The 26,688-nt window shown below is 60.6% G+C and carries 22 protein-coding genes; 8 read left to right on the top strand and 14 right to left on the bottom strand.

What is annotated here, in order from left to right:
* From VLA07_RS19965 to VLA07_RS19985, 5 genes are all read right to left on the bottom strand, one after another.
* Window positions 1–666 carry a DUF1190 domain-containing protein gene (locus tag VLA07_RS19965; RefSeq protein ID WP_333990815.1) on the bottom strand — a complete coding sequence of 222 codons (666 nt, stop codon included), beginning with the start codon at window positions 664–666 and terminating at the stop codon, window positions 1–3.
* A 17-nt stretch (window positions 667–683) separates the two neighbouring features.
* Window positions 684–1,109, bottom strand: a complete 426-nt coding sequence (locus VLA07_RS19970) for a DUF350 domain-containing protein (protein WP_095139066.1) — start codon at window positions 1,107–1,109, stop codon at window positions 684–686.
* 15 nt (window positions 1,110–1,124) lie between these two features.
* Window positions 1,125–1,775, bottom strand: coding sequence for a DUF2491 family protein (locus VLA07_RS19975; protein ID WP_333990822.1), 651 nt, complete (start codon window positions 1,773–1,775; stop codon window positions 1,125–1,127).
* Window positions 1,776–1,970: 195 nt separating this feature from the next.
* Window positions 1,971–2,669, bottom strand: a complete 699-nt coding sequence (locus VLA07_RS19980) for a PspA/IM30 family protein (RefSeq protein WP_333990825.1) — start codon at window positions 2,667–2,669, stop codon at window positions 1,971–1,973.
* A 17-nt stretch (window positions 2,670–2,686) separates the two neighbouring features.
* Window positions 2,687–3,355 carry a YjfI family protein gene (locus VLA07_RS19985; RefSeq protein WP_096796345.1) on the bottom strand — a complete coding sequence of 223 codons (669 nt, stop codon included), beginning with the start codon at window positions 3,353–3,355 and terminating at the stop codon, window positions 2,687–2,689.
* 568 nt (window positions 3,356–3,923) lie between these two features.
* On the opposite strand from VLA07_RS19985, the gene VLA07_RS19990 reads away from it, so the two are divergent.
* From VLA07_RS19990 to VLA07_RS20010, 5 genes are all read left to right on the top strand, one after another.
* On the top strand, window positions 3,924–5,054 hold the full coding sequence (locus VLA07_RS19990; RefSeq protein WP_333990829.1) for a ThiF family adenylyltransferase: 1,131 nt from the start codon (window positions 3,924–3,926) through the stop codon (window positions 5,052–5,054).
* A complete protein-coding gene (locus VLA07_RS19995) occupies window positions 5,055–6,248 on the top strand; it encodes an MFS transporter (protein WP_333990831.1) in 1,194 nt (397 codons plus the stop codon).
* Between the two features lie 90 nt (window positions 6,249–6,338).
* Entirely contained in the window at window positions 6,339–7,073 is a 735-nt protein-coding gene (locus tag VLA07_RS20000) for a TenA family transcriptional regulator (protein WP_333990833.1), read from the top strand.
* A gap of 181 nt (window positions 7,074–7,254) precedes the next feature.
* Window positions 7,255–8,364 carry a DUF3182 family protein gene (locus VLA07_RS20005; protein ID WP_333990835.1) on the top strand — a complete coding sequence of 370 codons (1,110 nt, stop codon included), beginning with the start codon at window positions 7,255–7,257 and terminating at the stop codon, window positions 8,362–8,364.
* Window positions 8,354–9,112, top strand: a complete 759-nt coding sequence (locus tag VLA07_RS20010) for an alpha/beta hydrolase family protein (RefSeq protein WP_027614239.1) — start codon at window positions 8,354–8,356, stop codon at window positions 9,110–9,112. Before VLA07_RS20005 ends, VLA07_RS20010 begins: the two co-directional genes overlap by 11 nt.
* A 115-nt stretch (window positions 9,113–9,227) precedes the next feature.
* Here VLA07_RS20010 and VLA07_RS20015 read toward each other — a convergent pair whose 3' ends face one another.
* From VLA07_RS20015 to VLA07_RS20035, 5 genes are all read right to left on the bottom strand, one after another.
* Window positions 9,228–10,202, bottom strand: coding sequence for a lysylphosphatidylglycerol synthase domain-containing protein (locus tag VLA07_RS20015; protein ID WP_333990837.1), 975 nt, complete (start codon window positions 10,200–10,202; stop codon window positions 9,228–9,230).
* Entirely contained in the window at window positions 10,199–11,473 is a 1,275-nt protein-coding gene (gene clsB / locus VLA07_RS20020; RefSeq protein WP_333990838.1) for a cardiolipin synthase ClsB, read from the bottom strand. The genes VLA07_RS20015 and clsB overlap by 4 nt, the downstream gene beginning before the upstream one ends.
* Entirely contained in the window at window positions 11,470–12,267 is a 798-nt protein-coding gene (locus tag VLA07_RS20025; protein WP_027612950.1) for an endonuclease/exonuclease/phosphatase family protein, read from the bottom strand. Before VLA07_RS20025 ends, clsB begins: the two co-directional genes overlap by 4 nt.
* Window positions 12,264–13,190, bottom strand: a complete 927-nt coding sequence (locus VLA07_RS20030; protein WP_333990842.1) for a DUF72 domain-containing protein — start codon at window positions 13,188–13,190, stop codon at window positions 12,264–12,266. The genes VLA07_RS20025 and VLA07_RS20030 overlap by 4 nt, the downstream gene beginning before the upstream one ends.
* A 213-nt stretch (window positions 13,191–13,403) precedes the next feature.
* Window positions 13,404–14,609, bottom strand: a complete 1,206-nt coding sequence (locus VLA07_RS20035; protein WP_333990844.1) for an MFS transporter — start codon at window positions 14,607–14,609, stop codon at window positions 13,404–13,406.
* Window positions 14,610–14,937: 328 nt separating this feature from the next.
* On the opposite strand from VLA07_RS20035, the gene VLA07_RS20040 reads away from it, so the two are divergent.
* On the top strand, window positions 14,938–17,031 hold the full coding sequence (locus VLA07_RS20040; RefSeq protein ID WP_333990846.1) for a mechanosensitive ion channel family protein: 2,094 nt from the start codon (window positions 14,938–14,940) through the stop codon (window positions 17,029–17,031).
* A 218-nt stretch (window positions 17,032–17,249) separates the two neighbouring features.
* Here the strand turns inward: VLA07_RS20040 and VLA07_RS20045 are convergent, their stop codons facing one another.
* Entirely contained in the window at window positions 17,250–21,683 is a 4,434-nt protein-coding gene (locus tag VLA07_RS20045) for a DEAD/DEAH box helicase (protein ID WP_333990847.1), read from the bottom strand.
* Window positions 21,684–21,978: 295 nt separating this feature from the next.
* On the opposite strand from VLA07_RS20045, the gene VLA07_RS20050 reads away from it, so the two are divergent.
* Both VLA07_RS20050 and VLA07_RS20055 read left to right on the top strand, forming a co-directional pair.
* Window positions 21,979–22,863 (top strand): sugar nucleotide-binding protein, encoded by an 885-nt coding sequence (locus VLA07_RS20050; protein WP_247268923.1) that lies wholly within the window; start codon window positions 21,979–21,981, stop codon window positions 22,861–22,863.
* Window positions 22,856–23,785 (top strand): NAD-dependent epimerase/dehydratase family protein, encoded by a 930-nt coding sequence (locus VLA07_RS20055; RefSeq protein ID WP_333990849.1) that lies wholly within the window; start codon window positions 22,856–22,858, stop codon window positions 23,783–23,785. Before VLA07_RS20050 ends, VLA07_RS20055 begins: the two co-directional genes overlap by 8 nt.
* Window positions 23,786–23,968: 183 nt before the next feature.
* On the opposite strand, the gene VLA07_RS20060 is transcribed toward VLA07_RS20055, so the two are convergent.
* From VLA07_RS20060 to VLA07_RS20070, 3 genes are all read right to left on the bottom strand, one after another.
* On the bottom strand, window positions 23,969–24,667 hold the full coding sequence (locus VLA07_RS20060; RefSeq protein WP_027612943.1) for an OmpW/AlkL family protein: 699 nt from the start codon (window positions 24,665–24,667) through the stop codon (window positions 23,969–23,971).
* A gap of 224 nt (window positions 24,668–24,891) precedes the next feature.
* Window positions 24,892–25,410: a DUF3299 domain-containing protein gene (locus tag VLA07_RS20065; RefSeq protein WP_003228673.1), complete on the bottom strand. Its 519-nt coding sequence runs from the start codon at window positions 25,408–25,410 to the stop codon at window positions 24,892–24,894.
* Between the two features lie 11 nt (window positions 25,411–25,421).
* Entirely contained in the window at window positions 25,422–26,687 is a 1,266-nt protein-coding gene (locus VLA07_RS20070) for an ABC transporter permease (RefSeq protein WP_064589441.1), read from the bottom strand.
* Between the last annotated feature and the right edge of the window lies 1 nt (window position 26,688).

The following is a 26,688-nucleotide window of genomic DNA, read 5'->3' on the forward strand; positions in this document are numbered from 1 at the left end:
TCAGCTGCTCGAACTGCCCCAGCCGCCCCAACCGCTGCGGGCGGAAGACTGGCTGCCGAAGCCGCCGCGGGACGTCGACGAAGCGACGTTGACCGGTTTGCTCCGGGTGCTGTCGTAGCGGGTGTCGGTGCGGGTAGCCGGTGCCGATTCGATTTTGCGGTACTGCGCCGAGGTGTTGTAGGTCTGGCGCGTATCGCGATCGCGATAGACCGTGCGATTGGCGTTGTTGCTCATCGCATTGCCGATCAGCCAGCCCGTCAGCCAACCGTTGCCGCCTCCGGACGTTTGTGCGTTCTGCGCGGCGGCGGCTTCACCGGCAGGCATCTGCGCATTGGCAAGCGCATTCAGGTCCTGTGGCGCCTCGCCGTTCTGCGGCACCTTGAAACCGCCGAGCTTCGGCACGAAGCGGCCATCGGAGTTTTTCTGGCACCAGTCGGCGGCAAAGTCTGCGTCGCACTTGGCCTTGTCATCGTAGGCCGGCGCAATACGTCGGTGTTCGGTCAATGCCGCGACGTAGGCGGTGGAGCAGACGTCGGCGGCCACTTCGGCGCCGACGCACTCCTCGACAGATTGGAAGCGTTGCTGCTCCTGCGCGGTAACCTCGCCGGTAATCGCCAGCGCCACCGAAGCGGCGAGGGACAGTTGAACGTACTTGCTGCGTTTCATCGAAGGCTTCCTGCCGATCAGTTGGACGGGGTCATGCACGCGGCGTTGAGCATGCCGACGCTGATAGCCACCGCGGCCACGTAGATTCCCGAGGCGATTTCACCGTTGGCGATACGCTGCGACGTGCCCTTGAGCACCAGGCTTGTGGCGAGGAAGGCCAGCAGTTGCACCACCGCAGCAATCACCGCCCACAGCACGAAATCGAGGACGTTGACCGAAAACGCGATGACATTGCTGGCCGGAATCGCGAAGCCAATGATCGCGCCCGCCAGAGCGATGGCGGCAGCGATGTTGCCGGAGCGAATCAGCTCGAACTCTTTGTGTGGCGTGATACGGGTGTAGACGAACTGAAACAGCATGAACAGCAGCACGGCGCCGATCAGGTAGACGACGAAACCGACCAGTGCGGTCTTGTTCAGGGAAACGGCCAGCACTTCCAGCATGGAAAACTTCCTTATTTAAATGGTGCTCAAATCAGTCGTGTACAGCGAAATGCCCAGCGAGGTACTCAGGCTGACGGTGCCTTCCTCGTCCTGTTCGACGGAGAACAGCAGCAGTTCGCGGCGATCGGTCAGGCCGGTCTCGCGCGCGTAAAGCATGGAGTGGTGTTCGATGGTGTAGCTCTCATCCGGGTTGACCACATGTTCGGTCATCGGTACGAGTTCGGTCTGGCCTTGTTCGGTGCCCCATTCGCGGCTGTACTGGACGCCGTCGTGGGTGTAGATCGGCAGGCCGATCGGGCTTGCGGGGCCGGCCAGGCGCTGCAGCTCGGCGTCACTGTTGACGGTCACGTAGCTAAGGTAGTTGAACAGGGTGACCGACTCGATCTGGTCGTCACCGGTGACGTGGATCTGCAGCCAGAAGTCTTCGTTGTTGAGGTAGTAGCGGTGCAGCTTGTTGGATTGGCCGAGGTCGATCCAGCCGGCGCTCCAGATTGCCTCTGCCGCTGGAACCTGCACCGAGGTGCTGCCATCGAGCAGCAAGGCCAGAGTCGAATCGAATCGCACGCCTTTGCCTTGTGCCATCCCGAGTGGGCCACTGGCAACGTTTGGCGTTGGCGCAGCGGTCTGCCAGTTGCTGGTGCCCAGCAAGTCTTTGAACCATCCCATGGGTACATTCCTTGAGGCGGGTGGAGGTGTTCGTCGTAAAAAGCGCCGCCAGTGTACCGGGCCGGGCGACGAACGACACGCCGTAAACCATGTGGGAGCGGTTTGCTCGCGAAGGCGGTGTGTCAGGCAGCTAAGGTACCGACTGACACACCGCCTTCGCGAGCAAGCCCGCTCCCACAGGTTTTGTGCAAACGCTTACTGCGCGGACTTCTGCTTCAGACGCTCGAGGATCGCATTGGCGCTGCCTTCGTTCGGCGTGATGCCGGCGTCGCGCAGTTTGCGTTCCAGGTCATTGCCGGTCGAAGCGTCAGCCAGTTCATCGGCGGCACTCAGCTCGGCAGCGCGTTGCTGCTGCTTGGCCTGCAGACGGTTCAGGGTGCCGACGGCGGTTTCCAGCTTGCCATTGGCGCCGCCGCTGGCGATGGACGCGCTGACCTGCGCCTTCTGTACGCTTTCCCGGGCCTTGGCCATGTCCACCTGCTGGCGCAGGCTCTTGATCCGCGACTCGGCCTTGCTGATGTCCTTGCGCATGTTTTCGGCGTAGGTGCCGAACTCGTCGCTTTGGGCTTTCTCGGCGGTCAGGTCGTTGGTCAGGGTTGAAATCGCTTCGGCCACTTCCATGGCCAGGTCTTCGCGGCCGGCGTTCAGCGCGGCAACCGCCTTGGCTTCCAGGTCCTTGATCTTGGCGTCGTACTCGCTCACGCGGTCGGCGGCCAGCTTGTGCTTGGCCATGATGGTGACCAGCTCACGGCGGGCATTCGACAGCGCGGTGTCGGCGTCGCGGATTTCCTGATCTAGGATGCGCAGGGCCTGTTGGTCGACGATCGCTTCGCCGACTTCATTGGCGCCGCCGCGCAGCGCGGTGAACAACTTGCTCCAGATGGACTGAGTCATTGGATATTCCCTGTTGATTACTTGAAGAAGTGTTCGAAGGCTTCGCTCGCGCGCTGCACGTTGTCGACCAGGGTTTTCACCTCAGTGACGACGTTGGTCAGGCTCGAGTCGGCGCTGAGGGCGCCAAACATGTTGTAAACGGTCTGACCATTGGGCATCGACTCGATGCCGATCGACGACAGCGGGAACATTTCCCGGCTGCGCAGCACGGCGTCGTTGAAGGCGCGCACGTCAGTGATCGAATCGATGTCCACCAGCACGGTGTCGACGATGATCTGCTGACCGGCCACGGCGATGTGAATCGGCAGACCGCCGAATTCGTTCATTTCCAGCTTGATGCTGGGTTCGGAGCTCTGGATCAGAGACAGCGTGATCTCGTGCGAAGCCACCTCATCCAGTGCCTTGAGGGCGTTGAAGAGGCTATCGATGTTCCAGTTGTTGCCTGCGCTCATGTAATTCTCCGACATGAATGAGCCAGCCAGAATCGGTTGGCGTAGCTGTTGCTCCATCTGCTTGAGCAAGCTTCGGTTTTCCGGAAGTACCCAAGTTTCGTGTTTCACATAACCGGCGGCAGCCAGGCCCGCGCGCATCTGCTTCATGTAGAAGCTCGACGGCTTTTTCGCGGACGGTTTCGAGCGCTCTCCCTGTGGGCTCTCTGATGCAACGGTGGGGGAGCGACTTTTCATGGCATTGACTCCGTTATGAACATCTCACGCGTGAGCCACACTACAACCAATTCAAAATGCCATCAATGGCTCACGCGTGAGATTTTTTCGGTCTGTGGAAATCGCTGATGAGGTGTGGTCGCAAGCGTTGTCCCGGGTGGAGAGTGTGTTTCTGATTAATCACTGATGTTTATTGTCTGGAAGGCGAATTTATTTTCAATTCTCCCGCTGTGAATCTTCACTGTTTAAATATTGAAGATAATTCCTACATTGTTTTTGCATGTTTCCGTAAGAAGTAATAGCGATACTTTGTAAAGTCGTAGGAAGTGTATTTGGCGTGAGTAATATTAAGAAACAAGGTCGGTTCGCAACCACTGAAAACTTATTCTAGTTTTGGGGTGTGCACACCTTCACCCGGTGGAAACAGCTTCACCACCGGCCCTTCAACTTTTGAGGAAATCATTATGACTTTCGAAAAAGCATCTACCGCTGGCGATTCTCAGATCGGCTGATCTGATCAGTAAGAACCGGGGCCTTCGCGGTCCTGGTTCTTTTACTAACTTGTTTTAATAGCGATCGAGGCTCGAATATGAAGCTTTGTCTTAAACCGACGATTATTCCGTTCAAACTTGATGGTCAGGTAGTTCTGCGTTTTAACGGTCAATACGCAAAAATCCCCGACCTACACGGTGCTGTCTGGGAGTTCATCAAGGCACTTGATGGCCGTACAGCCTTTGAGGAGTTGATTACCCAAGTGGCAGACCGTTACCCCGCGGTGGATCAGGACGAAATCCGAAGCGTCGCGCAAGATCTGATCAAATACCGGCTGGTCGAGAGTCCGGATGCCTTTGAGACTACTTCTCTTTCGGATCATGATCGCATCAGATTTTCCCGCAATATCGACTTTTTCGGGTCGATGGCGGCTGTGGGCGAGAACAAGTTCACCCATCAGGAAAAATTGCGCGCGGCCAGGGTCTGCGTACTGGGCTGCGGCGGTCTGGGCACCCATATCCTGTTCGACCTGGTGGCGCTGGGTGTCCACCACCTGACGATCCTCGATTTTGACACGATCGAGTTGAGCAATTTGAACCGGCAGATCCTTTACAAGGAAGCCGACGTCGGCATGCCGAAGGTTGCAACGGCCAGGCGCAGGTTGCTTGAATTCAACAGTCACCTCGACATTACTGCTCACGAAACCCGCCTGCAGTCGGCGCAAGACGTCGCCGGCATCGTACGCGGCCACGATATTGTGATTTGTGTCGCCGATAAACCCGCGAACTACATGGCCGACTGGCTGAATGAGGCCTGTGTTGAACAGGGCGTACCCTTCATTTCAGGCGGGCTTGATGTACGGCGCTCGGTGTTTTATTCGGTGGTGCCTGGCTCCTCGGGCTGCGGTGCTTGCTGGCTGACGTCGGCGCGTAACAAGAGCAGCCTGGTGAACAGCGTTTCGACCATGGCCAAACAGCACGACATCACTTATGAGCATCCCGGCCCGGCTCTTGTGACTTTGGTGGCTGTCACCGCCGGGATGATGGTCAGCGAAACAGTCAAGATCATCACCGGCTGCCAACCGCCACAATTGACCAACAAGCTAAAGGAATTCACATTCGACGACCTGGACGTCAGCGTCGCCGAAGTCTGGCAACAGAATCCGGACTGCACCGTGTGTGGACATCTCGCGGACGCGCAACGGACGCGGCAGGCGGAGACTGTCTAGATGTTCAAACTCCTGGCCTCCTATGCCATCACGTCCATCTGTTCATGGGCCATCGCGTTTCTGATCCCGCTTTATGTTTATGAGCAGACCGGCTCCCCAGTCTGGACGTCGCTGGCTTTTTTCGCCGCGATGGCGCCCTACATACTGGTCACGCCCTTCGCCGGTGTGTGGAGTGATCGCTACAGCAAACGGCGTTTTCTGATTGGTGGTGATCTGATCAACATCGTCACCGGCTGCCTCATATATGCTGCCGTGAGTACGCTGTCCGGGAGCAACTTGAGTATTACTCTGTTACTGCTGAGCTTTCTGTTGGCAAGCGTCGGTGCCACCCACCACCCGGTCTTCCAGAGTATTGCGCCTGCGCTGATCGAGGGGCCCAAACTTCATCGATTCAATGCGATCGTCAACGCCAGTGACAACATCATTCGCATCGTTGCACCAATCGGCGTTGCAGCCTTGCTGGCCTTCAGTACCAAGGAGCAGTTGCTGATTGGCAGCATTGTCGGATTTGCGCTATCCCTGCCGCTTTGCCTCTTGCTGAAAGAGCAGGGTAAGCCTGCGCCTGCCACCACGCGGGTATTCACGGAAATCAAAGCCGGACTGTTGTATGTCATCCAGCAGCGAGAACTGTGTTCGTTTGTCATGCTGTTCTTTTTCTGCAATTTCGGTTTTGCCTTGATCGGTGCCAGCCTTGTCTATGTCTACACCACGCTACTGGCCGTGCCATTGAGTGATGTGGGCTATTACTACGGGCTCATTGGTGCAGGTGCCGTCGCCGGATCAGCTATGGGGGCGTTTCTGGCGAGGAGATATCCGGCCGGCATTCTTATCCGTCGAAGCTGTTTGCTGGCCGGGGTGTTCACGCTGATGGGGGCGATGGCCAACGATCCGTGGTCACTTTCGGCACTGTGGGCGCTTTCTACCGGTTGCCAATCCGTGGTGGTCATCGCTTTTTTCACCTATCGCCAGCAAGTGGTGCCGCAAGCGATTCTTGGGCGAACGGTGGGAGTTACACGGCTCATTGCCTACCTCGCTATTCCGCCGGCGAGCCTGCTGAGTGGATGGCTGTTACTGCATTTCTCGAGCAGCGCTGTGATTCTTGCGTCAGGCGGTCTGTGTATCATTTTCGCCTCTTTATGTGCCTACTTTCTCGCCAGGCTTGAGCGCCCGGTCATTTACAGCGATGCACAATGAATATGGCTTTGTAAGTTTGTCGGGGTTTCGGAATAACTGGAAAGTTGCGATCGGCTGGATGGCTGATAAAGAATTAAAAGGAATTTAAAGTTGGAAGTAGATAAAGAGTTAAATCGCGGCGATGGGGCGAAGGTCATTAAGCTCATGACCGGAGGCACATTATGGGACGAATGGCTGGACGCTGATGCGTTATATGGATTGGTTAATCATGAACTGTTGCTGGCAATGCAAGACGGTCATGTTTCGCTGAAGGGGATGCGTTATTTTCTGATCCAGCATCATTACTACTCGCGGAATTTCACTCGTTTTCTGTGCGCGATCCTCAATCGCCTTGAGTCCCTTGGCGACATAAAATTGCTATTGGAAAACATGCAAGAGGAAATGGGCATAGATGGTGATAACAAGCTCACGCATGCCGAGCTGTTTCAAAGGTCGCTGCGGATCCTGGGCACCCATCCCTTGGCAGAATCGCCTTTACCTCAGACAGTGGATTTCACCCACTGCATCATGCAGCTTTGCCGCAGTGAAAATCCTGTCGAGGGCCTCGCAGCACTCTGCCTGGGAGCCGAAGCCATTGTGCCGCTGATTTACAAACCGATTCTGCTGGCACTGGAGGGACTGAAAGTCGGTGAGGAAGGCCTGGAGTTCTTTCGCTTGCATATCGAAGAGGATGAGGATCACGCGATTACCATGTTGGGAATTCTGCAACGACTGACTCATCAGACTCCTGAGGCCAAGCGGCTTGCGATTCAAATCGGGCGTCAGGCTATCCTCAAACGTTGTGTCATGTTCGATGCCATCTGGAAGGAAATCAGTCAGCAGTAGCCAGCGTCCCGATTCGTGCAAATTGCCGCGGATTCGCAGGCGGTCGTGCAGATTGAAACAGGCCTGATGCCACCATGCTTTTTCCAAGTGATTGAATCATTGGGCATTCCCGGCCTCAGGCGATTGGCCTGATCTCTGCACTTCTCTCATTACATTCATCAATTGGCTTGAAGGGGGACGCATGACCCCGATGTCGAGCAGGAAAGTGGTCGTCGCCCATTCGGTTCGGGCCGGGGCGCCGCAACATGAAGTGCAGACCAACAAGGCACTGGCCCGCTGGCTGGCGCAGATTCTCGGACTCAACTTCGGTGGAAGTTTTGACCCGCAGAGGCATCGAGGTCGCGATTTGTATTGGCTGCCGACCCAGACCATTGTTGGCCCGGCCAGCGCGCGTAATCTGGGGATCAGGGGGCCCGGCGATTTGTGGGGCGGGTACGTCGAACACGATTTCATTTGCACCAAAGCCATCAGCCACGGCTTGCGCAGTCATCTGGCTCACGCGCCACAAGGCTGGGCGCCGCAATTCTCCGAGCGCGTGCGCGATGTGGTGCTCGACGGCTTGACGGTGTTTGCCGTGGAAGATGCGCGACCCGCTGCCGAGCATCTGCTGTACAGCGGACCGATCCGCCTGAAGCCGATTCACGCCTGTGCCGGTCGTGGCCAGGAAGTTATCAACAGCCTCGACGCGTTCGATGAAGTACTGGCCCGTGCAGAAGCGGAAGCGTTGTTTCGCGATGGCGTGGTGCTCGAACAGGACTTGAGCAAGGTCTTCACCCACAGCGTTGGCCAGTCATTCATCGGCGACAAAATGCTTAGCTACTGCGGTGATCAATACTTGACCAAGGATGCCCATGGCGAAGACGTCTATGGTGGTTCGAATCTGTTGGTAGTGCAGGGCGGCTACGAAGATCTGCTGGCGCTGGACTTGCCGGATGACGTGCGACTGGCCATCAAGCAGGCGCAGATTTTCGACCGGGCGGCGGATGAGGCTTATCCAGATTTCTACGCCTCGCGGCGCAACTACGACATTGCCCAAGGCCTGGACAGCAATGGCAAACCCCGCAGCGGGGTGCTCGAACAATCCTGGCGCATGGGCGGTGCCAGCAGCGCTGAATTGGCCGCGTTGCAAAGCTTCGTCAATGATCCGCAGATGCCCGCGATCCGCGTGTCGACCGTAGAAACCTATAGCGATCAAAGCCTGCCGGCGGACGCCATCGAAATCTATCGCGGGCCAGCGGAGAACAGCGACTTCCTTCTCAAATACGTAACGGTCAAATCTTATGACGGCTAGAAGCGAAAGCATTCAGATCGACATTGATGATGAACAGATGAGCGGGACGTTTCTCAGTCCAAAATCGAAAGTCCCCGGCGTGTTGTTTGTGCACGGTTGGGGCGGTAGCCAGGAGCGTGATCTTGAACGCGCCAAGGGCATCGCCGGTCTCGGTTGTGTATGCCTGACCTTCGACCTGCGCGGCCACACCGGTGGCACCGGCATTCCGCTGACGCGGGTGACGCGCGAAGACAACCTGCGTGACCTGCTCGCAGCTTACGACCGCCTGCTGGCGCATCCGGCGCTCGACACCTCGGCGATTGCGGTGGTTGGCACCAGTTATGGCGGTTACCTGGCTTCGATCCTCACCTCGTTGCGTCCGGTGCGCTGGCTGGCGCTGCGGGTACCGGCGCTGTATCGCGACGAGCAATGGCACACGCCCAAGCGTGAACTGGACAAGGCCGACCTGCGCGATTATCGGGCGACGTTGGTCCGTGCAGACAGCAACCGTGCGCTGCACGCCTGTTCGCAGTTCACCGGGGATGTGTTGCTGGTGGAATCGGAAACTGACGATTACGTGCCCCACGCAACGATCATGAGCTACCGTGCCGCCTGTCAGCAGACGCATTCGCTGACGCACCGGATCATCGACGGCGCCGACCATGCCTTGAGCGAGCCGGTTTCGCAGCAGGCTTACACCTCGATTCTGGTGGACTGGATTACCGAAATGGTTGTCGGTGAGCGATTGAGCATTATTCAGTCCACATGATTTGTTGTGGCTCTTCGGACGCCTTCGCGAGCAAGCCCGCTCCCACATTTGGAATGCGTTCAACCTGTGGGAGCGGGCTTGCTCGCGAAGGGGCCATCAGCCATAACAAAAAAAATCATGAAGGCGTCTTCTCGATCCGCAACGCCTTGGCCTTGGCCTCGACCAGCAAATACATCACCACCGTAATCAACAACGGCAGCAGAAAGTAAATCGCCCGATACGCCAGCAACCCCGCCACCAGACTGCCCCGCGAAGCCTCGTGCTGCAGCAGCGCGACAAACACCGCTTCCAGCACCCCGAGCCCCGCCGGAATGTGCGTGATGACTCCGGCAATCGCACTGATCAACAGCACGCCGAGCACCAACGGATAATCCAGTTTGCTCGGCAGCAGAGTGAAAATCACCGCCGCCATCAGCGACCAGTTTAATGCACCGAGCAGCAATTGCAGGACGGCCATGCGCAGGGATGGCAGGTTGATTTCCACCCCCCGAATCGACCACTCGCGGCGCTTCGAGAACTGGCACGCGGCGAGGTAACCGGCACTCAACAGCAGCAACAGCACGCCAATGCCCTGCAACGCGGCGCTGCTGATTTTCCAGCCCGGCGGCATGCTCACCAGGCCGCTGCTGAACACCACGCCGGCAATCGTCATGTAGCCGAACCAGTTGGTGGCCAGGCTCAGACCGAGAATCTTGGCGATGTTGCTTTTGCTCACCCCCAGGCGCGAATACAGCCGATAGCGCATGGCAATCCCGCCGACCCAGGCGCTGAGATTGAGGTTGAACGCATAACTGATGATCCCCACCGGGAGGATCTGTTTCCAGGTCAGGTCCTGGCGAATGTAGGTGCGGCCGATCAGGTCGAAACTGGCGTAGGTGAGAAAGCTCAGCAGGGTCAGGCTGGCGGCGATGATCAGCGTGCGCACCTTGAAGTCAGCCAGGGTTTGCAGAACTTCCGCCCATTCGATACGGGTGGCGAACATCGTCAGCAACACGATCAGCGCGAGGAAGAACAGCAACGTCAGTGGGCGTCTCCAGCGACTCCAGCGAGAGTGAGTGGCGGGCGCAGACTGTGCGTGGGAATGGCTCATGACGTGCGCCCCCGAAACGGCTTGAGCCGCGGTTTGTGCGCCGGCAACCATCCGGCCATTGACGGGAAATGCCGCAGGAAGTGAAACACCAGAAACCCTACGGTCATGTGCCAGATCCGTCCTCGCGGGGACATGCTGGCGTCCATCGCCTTGCAGTGGTTCTGGCTCAGGTCTTCGAGGCGCCGAAACAAATGCTGATTGAACGCGCGATCGCGGATCAGCACGTTGGCTTCCAGGTTCAGCGACAGGCTCAGCGGGTCGAGATTGCTCGAGCCGACGGTGCTCCATTCCTCATCCACCAACGCGACTTTGCCGTGCAGCGGGCGCTGGCAATATTCGTGGATTTGCACGCCGGCTTTGAGCAGGTAGTCGTAGGTCATGCGCGCCGCCAGTTTGGCCACCAGCATGTCCGGTTGACCTTGCAGGATCAGCCGCACCTCGACGCCACGGCGCGCGGCGTTGCGGATCTCGCGCAGCAGGCGGTAGCCGGGGAAGAAATAGGCGTTGGCGATCACCACCCGGCGTTTTGCCCGGCGCAATGCGTGCAAGTACACATCTTCGATGTCGGTGTGATGCTGATCGTTGTCGCGAAACACCAGACGTACCTGACCGTCGTGATCGTTGAAAGCCATGTCCGCCCGGCGCTGACGCCGGCGCTGCCACCAGAACCGTGCGCGTCCCGGACGACCACTTTGCAGCAGGGCGAAGTGATGGATGTCAGCGACCGCTGGCCCTTGAATCTGCACCGCATAATCCTGTTTCGCCTCGGGGCCGAAATCGGCCAGGTGATCGCCGGAAAAGTTGATCCCGCCAATGAACGCGATCAGTCCGTCGACCACCACAATCTTGCGGTGCAGGCGGCGGAACCAGTTGGTGCGAATGCCCAGGTGCTTGGGCGCCGGGTCAAACATCTGCAGATGCACGCCCGCTTCGCTCAGTGCCGCGAGATAACCGGTGGTCAACTCGCCGCAACCAAAACCGTCGAGGCTGACAGTGGTGCGCACGCCACGCCGGGCGGCGTCGATCAGGATCTGTTGCAACTCTGCACCGACCTTGTCTTCGAAAACGATGAAGGTCTCCAGCAGAATTTCACTCTTCGCCGCACGCATGGCGTCGAACACCCGGGGGAAATATTCCTCGCCGTTTTCCAGCAACTCGACGCGGTTATTGCCCTGCCAGCCGTATTCGACATCGACATGCCCGGGCTCGCGCACTGGCGGGTTGATGCTGATCGGTTCCACGGCGGATTTCTCCAGCGGTGCGCTGCTCATAGTTCGATCTCCACCGATAACGGGACGTGGTCGGAAAGGTGTGACCAGGGCCGGTTGGCCAGGACTTTCGGTTGGCTGGCCTTGAGGTTGCGTACATAAATACGATCGAGCCGCAGCGTCGGCAGCCGCGCCGGAAAGCTGCGCGCCGGTTTGCCGTGATGCTCGGCGAACACCTCGCGCAGGCCGCAGGGTTCAAGCAGCGCGTCGGCGCGCTGGCGCCAGTCGTTGAAGTCACCGGCGACGATTACCGGTGCGTTATCCGGCAGCTCCGCCAGACGCTCGCCGAGCAGTTTCAATTGCGCATTACGATGGCTTTCGCGCAGACCCAGATGCACGCAGATCGCATGCACTTCGACGCCATCGCCGGGCAGGCGCAGCACGCAATGCAGCAGCCCGCGGTTCTCGTGGCCGCTGATCGACACGTCGAGGTTGTCGTGGCGGATGATCTGGAATTTCGACAGCAACGCATTGCCGTGATCGCCCTCCGGATACACCGCGTTGCGCCCGTAGGCGAACTGCGGCCACAGGCTGTCGGCGAGGAACTCGTACTGCGGCATCGTCGGCCAGTTGCTGTAGCGCTTGGGATGATGTTCGTGGGTGCCGTGGACTTCCTGCAGAAACACCACGTCGGCGGCCACGCTGCGCACCGCTTCGCGCAACTCCGGGAGGATGAAACGTCGGTTGAGCGCAGTGAAACCCTTGTGTGTGTTGACCGTCAGCACGGTGAAACGACGTACCGACACTTCGACGCTGGTCTGCTCGTCGGTGAACCCGACCGGCTCTGGAATACTCATGCCAGCACCCCTTCGGCAACCGGTTCACCGGGGGTGGTGGCGAGCGTTTTATCCAGCTCGAATCGGTGGAGCAAGTTGCGCGCGTCGTAGGGCGCGCGGACTTTGATGTCGTTGTCGAAATAACAGAACACTTCGCGGGATTTGCGCGCCCGCGGCTTGAGGCGCGGCGCGATCAGATGCGCATCGCCGGGTTGCCGGCCGTGATGCCAGGCGTCGATGCGTTCAGCCCATTTGTTCAACGCGGCGTCGGTGTAACCGCTGGCGTAAAGCTCTTCGGCACCGTGCAGGCGCAGGTAGACGAAATCGCTGGTGAGGTCTTCGCGGTACGGCCATTTGCCGGCGGTGTCGGCGATCACCAGGGCGGTGTTGTAGCGTTTCAACAAGCGCACGAAGTCGGGGTCGATGAACGTGTCATTGCGCACTTCCACGGCATGGCGCAGCGGTTTTTTGCGCCAGGCTTTGAGGCTGGCGTGGCCGTGAAGATGTGAATCGTGTTGGCGGGCGAGGGCGGCGGCCGCTGCAGTATCGTGGGGCAACAATGAGAGGAAGTGTTCGAAGCGCTCGGGGTCGAATTTGAAGTTCGGCGGAAACTGCCAGAGGATCGGCCCGAGCTTTTCCTTAAGCTCCAGCACCCCGGAGGCGAAGAAATTCGCCAGCGGCTTTTCGATCTCGCGCAGGCGCCGGACGTGGGTGATGAAGCGCGGCGCCTTGACGCTGAACACGAAGTCGTCGGGCGTTTCGTTGTACCACTGGGCGTAACGTTCGGGCCGTTGCAGGGCGTAGAACGATCCATTGATTTCGATGCTGTTGACCGCCCGCGAAGCGAACTGCAATTCGCGCTTCTGCGTCAGTCCTTTCGGGTAGAAATCCCCTCGCCACGGAACGTAGCGCCAGCCGGAAATACCGATGTGAATCGTTGCCATGCCGCCCTCCCGTTGTCAGTCCTCGTACAGCCTGTCTCTGTTGATGACTGCGGGCGGTTCGGGAAAGTTTCGGTGGCGTTACGGACGGTACATCCCTGAGAGCAACACAAAGCTAATGTGGGAGGGGGCTTGCTCCCGAAGGCGGTCGTTCAGTCAACATCAATGGCGACTGATACACCGACTTCAGGAGCAAGCCCCCTCCCACAGGATTACTCAGTGGCCCGTGAATACTCGGCCTTGAGCCGGTTCGGCATAGGCCGGACCGAGCCGATCCAGTCGACCGCTCCATGCGGTGAGTGCCAGCGCCACCAGCACCACCAGACCACCGATCCACGCCGTATGAATCAGGCCCAAATGCTCGACGATCAGCCCGCCGCCCCACGCCCCGCTGGCAATCCCTAGGTTGAACGCAGCAATGTTCAGCCCGGATGCCACGTCCACTGCCTGCGGTGTGTGATGTTCAGCCTGACGCACTACATACACCTGCAGACCCGGCACGTTGCCGAACGCCACCGCGCCCCACACCAGCACCGTCGCCAACGCCAGCCATGGATTGGCGGCGGTGAAGGTCAGCACGAACAGCACAGCGGCGAGCAGGGCGAAGATGATCTTCAGGGCGCTGATCGGCCCGCGCTTGTCCGCCAGTTTGCCGCCCCAGATATTACCGACCGCCACCGACACGCCGTACACCAGCAACACCAGGCTGACGGTGTCGGCGCTGAAACCGGAGAGGTCCTGCAGGATCGGCGCAAGGAAAGTGAAGGCGATGAACGAGCCGCCGTATCCGATCGCGGTCATCGCGTATACCAGCAGCAGACGCGGTTGTTTCAGCACTTGCAGTTGCTGCAGCAAGGATGCCGGTTTGCTGTGGGCGATGTTGTTCGGCACATACAGCAGGCTGCCAATGAAGGCGATCACACCCAACGCCGAGACGGCGAGGAAGGTTTCGCGCCAACCGAAATGCTGACCGATGAACGTGCCCAGCGGCACGCCGGTGACCAACGCCACAGTGAGGCCGGTGAACATTATGGCAATCGCGCTGGCGGCTTTTTCCTTGGGCACCAGACTGGTGGCAATGGTCGAGCCGATGGAGAAGAACACCCCGTGGGCCAGACCCGTGACGATCCGCGCCAGCACCAGCGATTCATAACCCGGCGCCAGCCAGGCCAGCAGGTTGCCGAGGGTGAACAGCACCATCAGCGACAGCAGCAACAGTTTGCGCGGGACTTTGCCGGTGAGGGCGGTCAGCACCGGCGCGCCAATGGCAACGCCCAACGCATACAGACTGACCAGCAGCCCGGCGGACGGCAAGCTGACGCCGAGATCGGCGCCGATGGTGGGCAACAGGCCAACGATGACGAACTCGGTCGTCCCGATGGCGAATGCGCTGAGAGTCAGCGCGAGCAAGGCAATGGGCATGACAGCACTCCGTTAGAGGTTTGAATGGAGCGCAGTGTCGGGGTTTGGGTTGTGCGGAAAAATACGGGGTTGGGCATTTGATATTTGCTACTGGCGCAAATATCCACGGAGTGCTGTGAATTCTGTGGTGAGGGGATTTATCCCCGATGGGTTGCGAAGCAACCCCAAACGGTTCCAAACGGTGTGAAAGCAGATGTCTACGACTGCTGCGCAGCCGATCGGGGATGAATCCCCTCACCACAGGGGGAAGGTCATTGACCCAAAAACCGAACTTGTCCGCCATTCACCGATCAGTTCCTTACAGGTTCAGCCAACGGAGAACGGAGTTTTGATCAAGTTCAGGATCGCCATTGTGCTGGGAGCGCTGCTGTTTCTCGGCACCAGCGAACTCGAAGCCGCCACGCTGCCGGGCGTTCCGGCCGCTGCTGAAGAAGCGGCCAAACCCGAGCCCATCGTGCAGGGCGGTCTGCTCGGCGCAATCAGTTCGAGCATCGATGACGTGCAGGACAAACTCGATCTCAATGAACATCTGGTCGACGCCTGGCGTCTGCGTGCCGACCGTGCGGCGGATGAGGTCGACAAACTGGTCAACCAGCCGTCGAACCGATCCGGCTGGAGCGTCGCCGGGGATTTCCTGACTCTGTCCGGCGTGTGGCTTGGCGCCTTCGCGTTGCTTACGGTGCTCGGCAGCCTGCTGGCCAAACGGCTGAGTCAGGGTCGTTGGCTGCGCACCCGCCAGCGCAGTCAGGACCTGGTGGGTTACTTGCTGCCGTACACCGCCCCGGCGCTGATCTGCCTGCCGCTGACGCTGTACGTCAGCCACTTTCTGCAAGCCTCGGTGGGTCGGGCGCTGGCGTTGTGTCTGGCGTATGCCACCAGCAGCGGGATTTTCTCCACCTCGATGCTGTTGTGCGTGGTGGTGATGTTCAACGTCGGCCACAAACGACCGGCCGCGCGGATCATCCGCGACTACTGCCCGAAACCGCTGTTCCTGATCGGCTTTCTCGCCGCCCTCAGTGATGCGTTGACCAGCCCACAGATCGCCCGTCAGTTGGGCGGCAATATCACCAGCAGCGTCGCGGTGTTTACCGGGCTGATCGCCTCGATCATCTTCGGTCTGCTGGTGATTCGCCTGCGTCGGCCAGTGGCGCATCTGATTCGTAACCGACCGCTGGCGCAACGTCTGAAACAGCCGTCGCTGCAGGAGTCGCTGCGGATTTTTTCCGGTCTCTGGTACTGGCCGATCGTGCTGATGGTGCTGGTTTCGGCGGTCAATCTGATCGGCATCGGTGAGGACAATCAGAAGGCCCTGCGCTGTGCGCTGTTCACCACGGTGCTGCTGATCGGCACGGTGTTCCTCAGCACCATCCTCCAGCACCTGTTCAAGTCGCGAAAGGCCGAAGCGATCCAGCGCAGCAGCGCCTACAAGGAACGCTTTCTCAGTCTGTTACACGCGTTGCTGCGGATTGTCATTGCGATTGCCTTCATCGATATTCTCGGGCGGATCTGGGGCGTTTCATTGCTCGATTTCGCCCAGAGCAGCACGATCGGCCGGGCGATCAGCAACGCGTTGAGCAGCATCGGCCTGATCTTCCTCGTCACGTGGCTGTTGTGGGTGGTGCTCGACACGGCGATTCAGGAAGCACTGAAACCACCGGTCAGCAAACGCTCGTCGCGCCAGCCCAGCACCCGGGTGAAAACCATCCTGCCGCTGCTGCGCAATGCGATCAAAATCATCCTCGTGGTGATCTGCGCGATCACCACCATGGCCAACCTCGGCATCAACGTTGCGCCACTGTTGGCCGGTGCCGGGGTGGTCGGTCTGGCGATCGGTTTCGGTTCGCAGCAACTGGTGCAGGACGTGATCACCGGTTTGTTCATCATCATTGAGGACACCCTGTCGATCGGCGATTGGGTGGTGCTTGATTCCGGGCATGCCGGTACGGTCGAAGGCCTGACCATTCGCACCCTGCGCCTGCGTGACGGCAAGGGCTTCGTGCACTCGGTGCCGTTCGGCCAGATCAAGGCAGTGACCAACCAATCACGCCAGTTCGCCTATGCATTTTTCTCGGTGCAGTTCACCTACGACACCGACGTCGACAAGGCCATCGAGCTGATCCGCGAGACTGGTGATTCGATCCGTGGAGACCCGTTCCTCAAGTACAACCTGCAGGGGCCGCTGGATGTGTTCGGGGTGGACCGGATGGACTTGAACGGCGTGGTGCTGACCGCACAATTCCGTACCGTGTCGGGCGGGCAGTATGCAGTGAGCCGGGCGTTCAACCAGCGTTTGAAAAAGCTTGTGGATAACAGCCCTGAGGTGCATTTCGCGCAGACTTATCCACAGCAGGTTTTGTTGCCCAAGCGGCAGGGTGAGGGGGCGTTGGTGGCGAGCGAGGTGCCGCAGAAGTCGAGTACTTGACCGCCGGATTTTGTGCTGGGATTGCCGGCCTCTTCGCGGGCAAGCCCGCTCCCACATTGGATTTGTGAACGCCGCAGATTTTCTATGGAGAAGGTTCCTACACTGTATTTGTGAACGACGCAGATTTTCTGGGGAGAGGGCTCCCACATTGGATTTGTGAACGCCGCAGATCCCCGGTGGGAGCGGGCTTGCTCGCGAAAGGGCCGGAACTGTCGACATCAGTGCCGGATCAGCTTGCTGCGCACCTGTTCCATAGTGATCTGATCCAGCTCAGCCCAGAAAACCTGCTTGCCGGCAATCTCGGCAGCAACCGGCACCCCATCGCGATATAGCAGCCGATTACTCGCCAACGCCGGCACTTTTGCCCCCGGCAACAATGTCCCCGCCAGGTTCAATGGATCCACCCCGCACACCGCAATCAGACTGCCGTCATGTGCCCGGCGGCGCACTTCGCGCAGCAACGGAATCGCCTCGGGCAAGGCAAACTGTTCCCCCGCCAGACCACTGACAAAGCGCCCGCCGCGAATCTCCCCACGGGCCTCCAGCCGATGAAACGTGCGCAGCAATTCGCGCCAGCTCGGCAGCCAGTCCGCTTCGCGCTCCAGCAGACGCCAGAACACCACGCCGTAGCGGCGCAGCAAGGTCATGGCGACATGTTCGAGGGTTTCCGGCGAAGCGCTCTGGCTGTTCTCCATGAGCGGCCCTCGGCGCAACAACGCCCAGCGCCCGGCATCGTCCATGCCACCGACAAACGCCCCGCGCCCGCGTCGACTGCTGCGTTGCTGGCGCTTGCTCGCCGGGGTGATCAGGGCGCGCAAACCGGCGAAGCTGTCGGCGTTCACCAGGCCGGCACCGACCAGTTCCTGCAAGGCGATTTCCAGCTCGGTGCGCAGCAGATGCGCCTCGTGAATCAACTCATCGAAAAACAGCGCGCCGTGCTGACTCAGCGCCTCGTAGACCTTTTGCGTTTTCGCTGACAGTTCGCTGACCGGCGTTTGCTCGGCCAGCGCACTCCACAGTCCGACCTGACTGCGCGGCAGCAGCACAATCGGCGTACTGCGCAACGCCGTGCCGCTGACTTTCTGCCGGGCGCTGAGGCGCGTCCACACCAGTTTGCCGTTGCGGCACAGGTCATCCAGCCAGCTCGGCGAATAGTCTTTCAGGCGTGCCGGGAGAATGTCGCTGTCCCACGCGGAGGCCGCTGCCGGGTAACCTTCGAACTGGCCGACAATCGCCGGCAACACCGCGCTGCCCTGAGCGCGCGTAGCGGAGGACAGATGCTGCCAGTCGAACAGAAAACGCATGAAATCCTGCAGAGCCACCGGCTCGATTTCCCGGCGCAAACGCTTGACCGTGTAGCGATGAATGCGCGCCAGCAGATGCCGTTCGCACCATTCTTCAACCGTCGCGCCCGGGGTGAATTTACCGCGCAGCACGTAGCCTTCGCGCTCCAGTTGCGCGAGGGCCTGATTGACCTGCGGTATCGGCAACGCGAGTGGTTCGGCAATGGCGGCTAACGGCAGCGGGCCAAATGCGCCCAGTCGCGCGCGGAGCACTTCGACCAGCGCTTCCTCTAACGTCCAAGGTTCGTTGAAACCGGGCAAGGCCTCTTGCTGCGGTTGCAGCGTGGCCTGTGGATAAAGCGCCAACAGGCAGGTCAGGCGTTCTCGCGCCAGCCACAACGAGCCAGGCTGTGGATGTGTAGTGACTGTGAGGCCGTCTTCGCGAGCAGGCTCGCTCCCACAGTTGACAGTGTTCCGACTGGCGGAACGCGGTTGAATGTGGGAGCGAGCCTGCTCGCGAAGCTTTTCTTTTGCCGTTACTGGCGGAACGGCCAAGCGGCAGGCGCGACCGCTCGCAGTCAGCGCGTCAAGCCATTCGCGCCAGTGTTCGCCAGCCTGAACTTCAAGGTCGCTGATGCAGGCCAGGCTCATCAGCGCCTCGTGCATTTCATCGGCGTTGGTTGGCGTCGGCCATGCCTCTTCACGCACCGCGTTAATGGCGTCTGCGTCCAGCGCACCGAGATCATCAGTGGATTGCGGATCGCTCCAGCGCCGGTTGATCACCGCTTGGGTGCGGCGTTCTTCCAACGGCGCATCGTCGAGAAAGCTGTACGGCCGCGCGCTGAGAATTTCTGCCGCCAGCGGTGACGGCGCAGGCAGATCGCGGCTGAGCAACCGCACCTCGCCACTCTCCATGCGCCGCAGCAGATTGAGCCAGCCGTCGCTGTCCATGGCCTCGTGCAGGCAATCGTCGAGGGTTTGCTCCACCAGCGGATGTTCAGGGACTTCGCGTTCGCCGGCGAGGTTTTCCAGGCATGCGATCTGGTCGGGGAACACGCTGGCAATCAGGTCCTCGCTTTTCATCCGCTGCAATTGCGGCGCAACTTTGCGCCCGCCGGTAAAACGCGGCAGCGCCAACGCCACCCCGGCATTCCAGCGCCAGCGCACACCGAACAATGGCGCGTCGAGAATCGCCTGAATCAGGATGTGCTCGGCGCTGTTGCTGTGCAGGTAACGCCAGACGTCGTCCAGCTCGAAACTGTGGCTGGTGGACAGCGACAGGACGATCGCGTCTTCGCTGGCGGCAGCCTGTAATTCGAAGTTGAAGGTGCGACAGAAACGCTTGCGCAGCGCCAGGCCCCAGGCGCGGTTGATGCGGCTGCCGAACGGTGAATGGATGATCAGCTGCGTGCCGCCGGACTCATCGAAAAACCGCTCCATCAGTAACGTGTCCTGCGATGGCAGGGCGCCGAGGGTCAGGCGAGCGCGGGCGAGATAGTCCACCAGCTGTTCGGCGCTGGCGCGGTTCAGGCCGAGGGTTGCGGTCAGCCAGTCGAGCGCCGGTTGCAGATCGCCGGGGCTGGCGCCGAGCAACAGGTCGAGGGTCGCTTGCAGGCGCGCCACCGCCGCAGACAATTCATCGCTGCGCCCCGGGGCTTCGCCGAGCCAGAACGGAATGGTCGGCGGCTGGCCTTGGGCATCTTCGACCCGCACCTTGCCGGTTTCCACCCGCAGGATTCGGTAGGAGGTGTTGCCGAGCTGGAACACATCACCCGCTATGCTCTCCACGGCAAAGTCTTCGTTGACGCTGCCGATGTTCAGGCCTTGTGGCTCAAGCATCACGCTGTAATCGGCGTTGTCGGGGATGGTGCCGCCGCTGGTCACAGCGGTCAGTTGCGCGCCACGGCGGCCACGCAGGGTGCAGCTGACCGCATCGCGGTGCAGGTAGGCACTGCGGATGCCCTGACGACCGTTGTAGCCTTCGGCGAGCATCGTCAGCAGCGCCTGATAGTGTTTTTCGTCGAGATCGCGGTAGGGCGAGGCTTGGCGGAATAGCGCCAGCAGCGCGTTTTCCGCCCATTCCCGGCAACTGACTTCGGCGATGATCTGCTGCGCCAGCACATCCAGTGGCGCCTCGGGGATGTGCAGGGTGTCGAGTTCGCCACGGCGCACGCAGTCGAGCAGGGCGGCGCATTCGATCAGGTCGTCGCGGGTGGTGGCGAACAAGCGGCCCTTGGGCGTGCCGCCGACCTGGTGCCCGGAGCGCCCGACCCTTTGCAGAAACCCGGCAATCGAACGCGGCGAGGATATTTGGCAGACCAGATCGACTTCGCCGATATCGATGCCCAATTCCAGTGAGGCGGTGGCGATCAGCACTTGCAGCTCGCCGCGCTTGAGCCGCTGTTCGGCGTCGAGGCGGAATTCCTTGGCCAGGCTACCGTGATGCGCGGCCACCGCCTGTTTGCCCAGACGTTCGCTGAGGTGCCGACTCAGGCGTTCGGCCAAGCGCCGGGTGTTGACGAAAATCAGCGTGGTGCGGTGTTCGCGGGCCAGTTCGGCGAGCCGGGCATAAACCAGTTCCCAGACGTCGTTGGCCATCACTGCCGACAACGGCACCGGCGGCACTTCGATGCCCAGATCCCGTGGCCGGGCGTGGCCGATGTCGATGATTTCGCAGGGGCGATCGGTGCCGACCAGAAATCGTGCCACGGCATCAATCGGCTTTTGCGTGGCGGACAAGCCGATGCGGGTCAAGGGTTCGGCACACAACGCCTGCAGGCGTTCTAGGCTCAGGGCCAAGTGACTGCCGCGTTTGCCGGCCGCGATGGCGTGGATCTCGTCGATGATCACCGTGCGTGTGTTGCCGAGCATTTTGCGCCCGGACTCGGAGCCTAGCAGCACGTACAGCGATTCCGGGGTGGTCACCAGAATGTGCGGCGCACTTTTGCGCATGGCGGCGCGGTCTTTCTGTGGAGTGTCGCCGGTGCGTACGGCGGTGGTGATTTGCAGTTCGGGCAGGCCCATCTGGCGCAACTGCTCGGTGATTCCGGCTAGCGGATTCTGCAGGTTGATGCGGATGTCGTTGGATAAGGCCTTGAGCGGTGAGACGTAGACCACCAGCGTTTCGTCGGGCAGGCCGTCGGGGTTTTCCAGGCCACGGTGGACGAGGTCGTCGAGCACCGCGAGAAACGCGGTGAGGGTTTTGCCGGAGCCGGTGGGCGCGGCAATCAGCGTCGAACGGCGCTGGCGGATCAACGGCCATGCGCGGGCCTGGGCGGCGGTGACCGTCGGGAAAGTGCTGCTGAACCAGGCGCTGACGGCGGGATGGAAGCCCGCCAGGGCCGCGTCCTTGGGGATGGGCAGATTCATGCTCAAGTTATGCGGGTGAGGGCGGCAAGATGCAAGTACCGCTGGGGATCTCCAGTGGCTGACAGGCTTCATCGCGAGCAGGCTCACTCCTACAGGGGAATGCGGTCAACTGTAGGAGTGAGCCTGCTCGCGATGGGGCCAGTTGATTCGGCACAATTCCCGGCGATCTACACTTTACGGGTGACGGTTGCGCACTAAACCCGCAAAATGCAACGATTCCGGCATTATCGACGACGGGTGTCACCAGCACCGTCGCTAAAGCCATCGTTCCAATCAGACTGGGCCTGCTGACTCTATGCGAATGCGCCTTATGTTACTGGGCGGCGGAAATGCCCTTGGGCAGGCGCTGATTCGCCTCGGTGCGGAAGAAGACATCGGTTTCCTCGCCCCCCGCCCGCCAGAAGACGGCTGGGATGCCGCGAGCCTGACGCAACTGCTCGACGATACCCGTCCGGATGCGTTGATCAACCTCGCCTACTATTTCGACTGGTTCCAGGCCGAGACCGTCAGCGAAAGCCGTCTGGCCGGGCAGGAACGCGCCATCGAGCGGCTGGCCGAGCTGTGCCAGCACCACAACATCATCCTCGTGCAGCCTTCCAGCTATCGGGTGTTCGACGGTTCGCGGGCGACCGCCTACAGCGAAAAAGACGAGCCGGTGCCGTTGGGCCTGCGCGGTCAGGCGCTGTGGCGCATCGAGCAAAGTGTTCGCGCCACTTGCCCGCAACACGTGTTGCTGCGCTTCGGCTGGCTGCTCGATGACAGCCCTGAAGGCACCCTCGGGCGCTTCCTCGCCCGCGCCGAACAACCGGACGAATTGCTCATGGCCGATGACCGCCGGGGCAATCCGACTCCGGTCGATGACGCCGCACGGGTGATCATTTCGGTGCTCAAGCAACTCGATTGCGCAGCGCCGCTGTGGGGCACTTACCATTACGCCGGCCACGAAGCGACCACGCCGCTGGCGCTCGGTCAGGCGATTCTGACCGAGGCGCGCGGCCTGCATCAGTTGGCAATCGAAGCGCCGACCGCTCAGGCCCATGCCGCGCGGCCGGACGCCGCCGAGGAACCGCAACACGCGGTACTCGCCTGCAAGAAAATTCTGCACACTTTCGGGATCAAGCCCCGCGCCTGGCGCGCCGCACTCCCGGCTTTACTGGATAGGTTTTATCGTCATGGCTGAAGGCCCTGTTTTAATCACCGGCGGCGCCGGTTTCATCGGCTCGCACCTGACGGATGCGTTGCTCGCCACCGGCCACTCGGTGCGGATTCTCGATGATCTGTCGACCGGCAAACGCAGCAACCTGCCGCTGGACAACCCGAAGGTCGAACTGATCGTCGGTGACGTCGCCGATGCCGCGCTGGTCGCGCAGGCCATGCAAGGCTGCAGCGCCGTTGCGCATTTGGCGGCAGTCGCTTCGGTGCAGGCGTCGGTGGACGATCCGGTGAAGACGCACCAGAGCAATTTCATCGGCACCCTGAATGTCTGCGAAGCCATGCGCCAGGCCGGGGTCAAGCGCGTGCTCTACGCCTCGAGCGCAGCGGTGTACGGCAACAACGGTGAAGGCGAGTCGATCGACGAAGACACGCCAAAAGCCCCGCTGACGCCATATGCCTCGGACAAACTGGCCGGCGAGCACTACTTCGATTTCTACCGTCGTCAGCATGGTCTGGAGCCGGTGATCTTCCGCTTCTTCAACATCTTCGGCCCGCGCCAGGATCCCTCTTCGCCGTACTCCGGGGTCATCAGCATCTTCAGCGAGCGGGCACAGAAAGGCCTGCCGATCACGGTGTTCGGCGATGGCGAGCAGACCCGTGATTTCCTCTATGTCGAGGATCTGGTCGATGTGCTGGTGCAGGCGATCGACAAGCCTGAAGTGGAAGTGGGCGCGATGAACGTCGGCTGGAATCAGGCAATGAACCTCAAGCAGATGCTGCAAGCGCTGCAGGAAGTGGTCGGCGAGCTGCCGCCGATCAGCTACGGCCCGGCACGCTCCGGCGACATCCGCCATTCGCGGGCGAACAACGCGCGTTTGCTGCAACGCTTCAAGCTGCCGGAGCCGACGCCGATGCGCGTGGGGCTGGCGCGGTTGCTCGGCAGGTAGGTTTATCGCAGACATGAAAAAGGCGCCTTTTTACAGGCGCCTTTTTCACGGCCGGAATTTGTCGCTAATCCTGTGGCGAGGGGATTTATCCCCGATCGATCACGAAGTGATCGTCGTCAGTTCTAAGCCTGCTCACCCAAAGCCTCATTCACCACCACGTGAACGTTCCTGGTTGAATCTGCCTTAGAACTTGTAGCCCAGACCCACCATGTACACAAACGGATCGACATCGACATTCACCTTGGCACGGGTGCCCGGCGCCACGGCGTTGTTCTCGACGGTGGCTCGAGTATCGATGTCGATGTAGCGCACCTGGGCGTTGAGCATGATGTTGTCGGTCAGCATGTAGTCGGCGCCGACCTGCCAGGCCAGGCCCCAGGAGTTTTTCGCCTTGAAGTTGCTGAAGCCGTTGGACTGGGCTTCGCTGCCGACGTGCTCGTCGTAGATCCAGGTGTAGTTGATGCCGCCACCGATGTACGGCTGGAATGGCGATTTCGCATCCAGCGGGTAGTACACGACGCTGAGGGTGGGCGGCAGGTGTTTCAGGGTGCCGAGTTTGCCGTTGGCAGCTGGCAGCGCGGTGCCTTTGATTTTAACGTCATGCTCGAACGGCGAGGCCGCCAGCAACTCGATCCCGATGTTGTTGGTCAGCATGTAAGCGAAGTTCAGACCCAGTTGGGTGTCGCTGCTCATGGTCGCCTTGCCGCCCAGGTTGGTGCCGCTCAACGGACCCTGATCGACCTTGACATTGGAGCTGTCGGCCTTCGGGTTGACGGTGATCGCACCGGCGCGAACGATGATGTCACCGGCTTCGTGGGCGTGGGCGAGCGGGGCTGCGAGCGCGAGGGCAAACAGCGAGGCGCTGAGCAAGGACTTGTTCATGGGGGCTCCAAAAGGACGTTAAAAGCTTCTGATGTCCTATGGTATGAAGCCAACTGATACGGTCTTTTGACTCAGCTCAATGAAACAGTGATGCCGCGGTTTTTTGTGGAACCTTGGCCGGTCCCTTCGCGAGCAAGCCCGCTCCCACTTTGGAACGCGGGCACCTGTGGGAGCGGGCTTGCTCGCGAAGAGGACGGATCAAACAATACAAAAACTACCGGGATTCACTCCGGCAGTTCATACACATAAATCTTGTCCGCCGCCATCTGATACCCGGCATCGGCCAGTTCGCTGGTGGACGCCTTGACCTGCAACGGTCCCTCGACCCAGTACGGCTGATACAGCTCGTCGAGCTTCACGCCCAGCTCGCTTTTCACATGCACGATCTGGTTAGACGGCGGTGGCGGCACGTGGATGCAGGCGCCGAAGTACGGCACCAGCAGGAAGTCGGTGGTGCGGCCCTCTTCGTTGACTTCCAGCGGCACGATGTAACCCGGCAGGCGGATGTTCTGCCCGTCGAGACTCTGCACCACCGGCGCGTTGGGCATGTCCTGCTTGGCGGCTGGCGCCGACTCGGCGGACAGCGCATCACTCATTTTCGACATGTCGTGCAACGGCGTCATGTTCGGCACTTCCGGCGCGGCGTCCGGCGGGATCATCTCCGACCAGGTCAGGTCTTTCGGCGCCGCTGCCCACACAGGCAGGGCAACCAGCAACAGCAGCGCAAGCACGGCGCGGGGCATGGTGAACATCCTCATAAACGGATCGACAGGCCATCGGCCAGGGATTGGCGATACGCGCGCCAGGCCGGCACGCTGCCCATCAGCAGCGCGGCCGCCAGAATGCCACCGAGCAGCGTCCATTCATACTCGCTCGGCCACGCCAGTGGCAGATACAAACCGTAATTGGCCTGCACATAACCCTGCGCGGCGGCGATGCCGATGTACAGCAAGGCCAGTCCGGCGATTACGCCGGTCAGCGCCAGGGCGAAGGCCTCCAGCACCAGCAGACTCGCGATGTGCCACGGCCGGGCACCGACCGAACGCAGAATCGCCATCTCGCGGCGACGCTCGTTGAGGCTGGTGAGAATCGCCGTGAGCATGCCGATCAACCCGGTCAGCACCACGAACAGCGAGACCACGAACAAGGCTTTTTCCGCAGTACTCATCAGGCTCCACAACTCCTGCAAGGCCACGCCCGGCAGGATCGCCAACATCGGCTCACCGCGGTATTCGTTGATCTCGCGTTGCAGGGCGAAGGTGGAAATCTTGCTGTTGAGGCCAAGCATGAACGCAGTGATCGCCTGTGGCGTCAGGTCCATGTTGCGTGCCTGATCTGCGGTGATCCGGCCGTTGCCCCGGGCCGGCACGCCGTTGTGCCAGTCGATGTGAATCGCCTCCATGCCGCCGAGGCTGATGTGCAACGTGCGATCTACCGGCGTGCCGGTGCGCTTGAGAATGCCGACCACGGTGAACGGTTTGTCGTCGTGTTTGACCAGACTGATCGCCGCCACGCCGTGGGCCAGCACCAGTTGGTCGCCGAGCTTGTAATGCAGCGCCTCGGCCACTTCGGCGCCGAGCACCACTTCGAACGGATCGGTGGCGAAGGCGCGGCCGTCGGCCAGTTCCAGGTGCTGCTGGCGGCCGTACTGGTAATGCTCGAAATACGCTTCAGTGGTGCCCATCACCCGGTAGCCGCGATGTGAATCGCCGAGGGACATCGGGATTGCCCATTTCACTTTCGGGTTGCTGGCGAAGTGTTCGAAGCTGTCCCAGCGGATGTTGTTGGTGGCGTTGCCGATGCGGAACACCGAATACAGCAGCAGGTTCACCGAACCTGAACGGGCGCCGACGATCAGGTCGGTGCCGCTGATGGTGCTGGCGAAACTGGCCTTGGCCTCGGTGCGCACGCGCTCGACGGCAAGTAACAGGCACACCGACAGAGCAATGGCGAACGCGGTGAGCAGGGCGGTAAAGCGGCGGTTGGCCAGACTGGCCATGGCCAGACGAAACAGATACATC

It is taken from the genome of Pseudomonas sp. S3(2024) (assembly GCF_036861315.1).
Classification (GTDB): Bacteria; Pseudomonadota; Gammaproteobacteria; order Pseudomonadales; family Pseudomonadaceae; genus Aquipseudomonas; species Aquipseudomonas putida_A.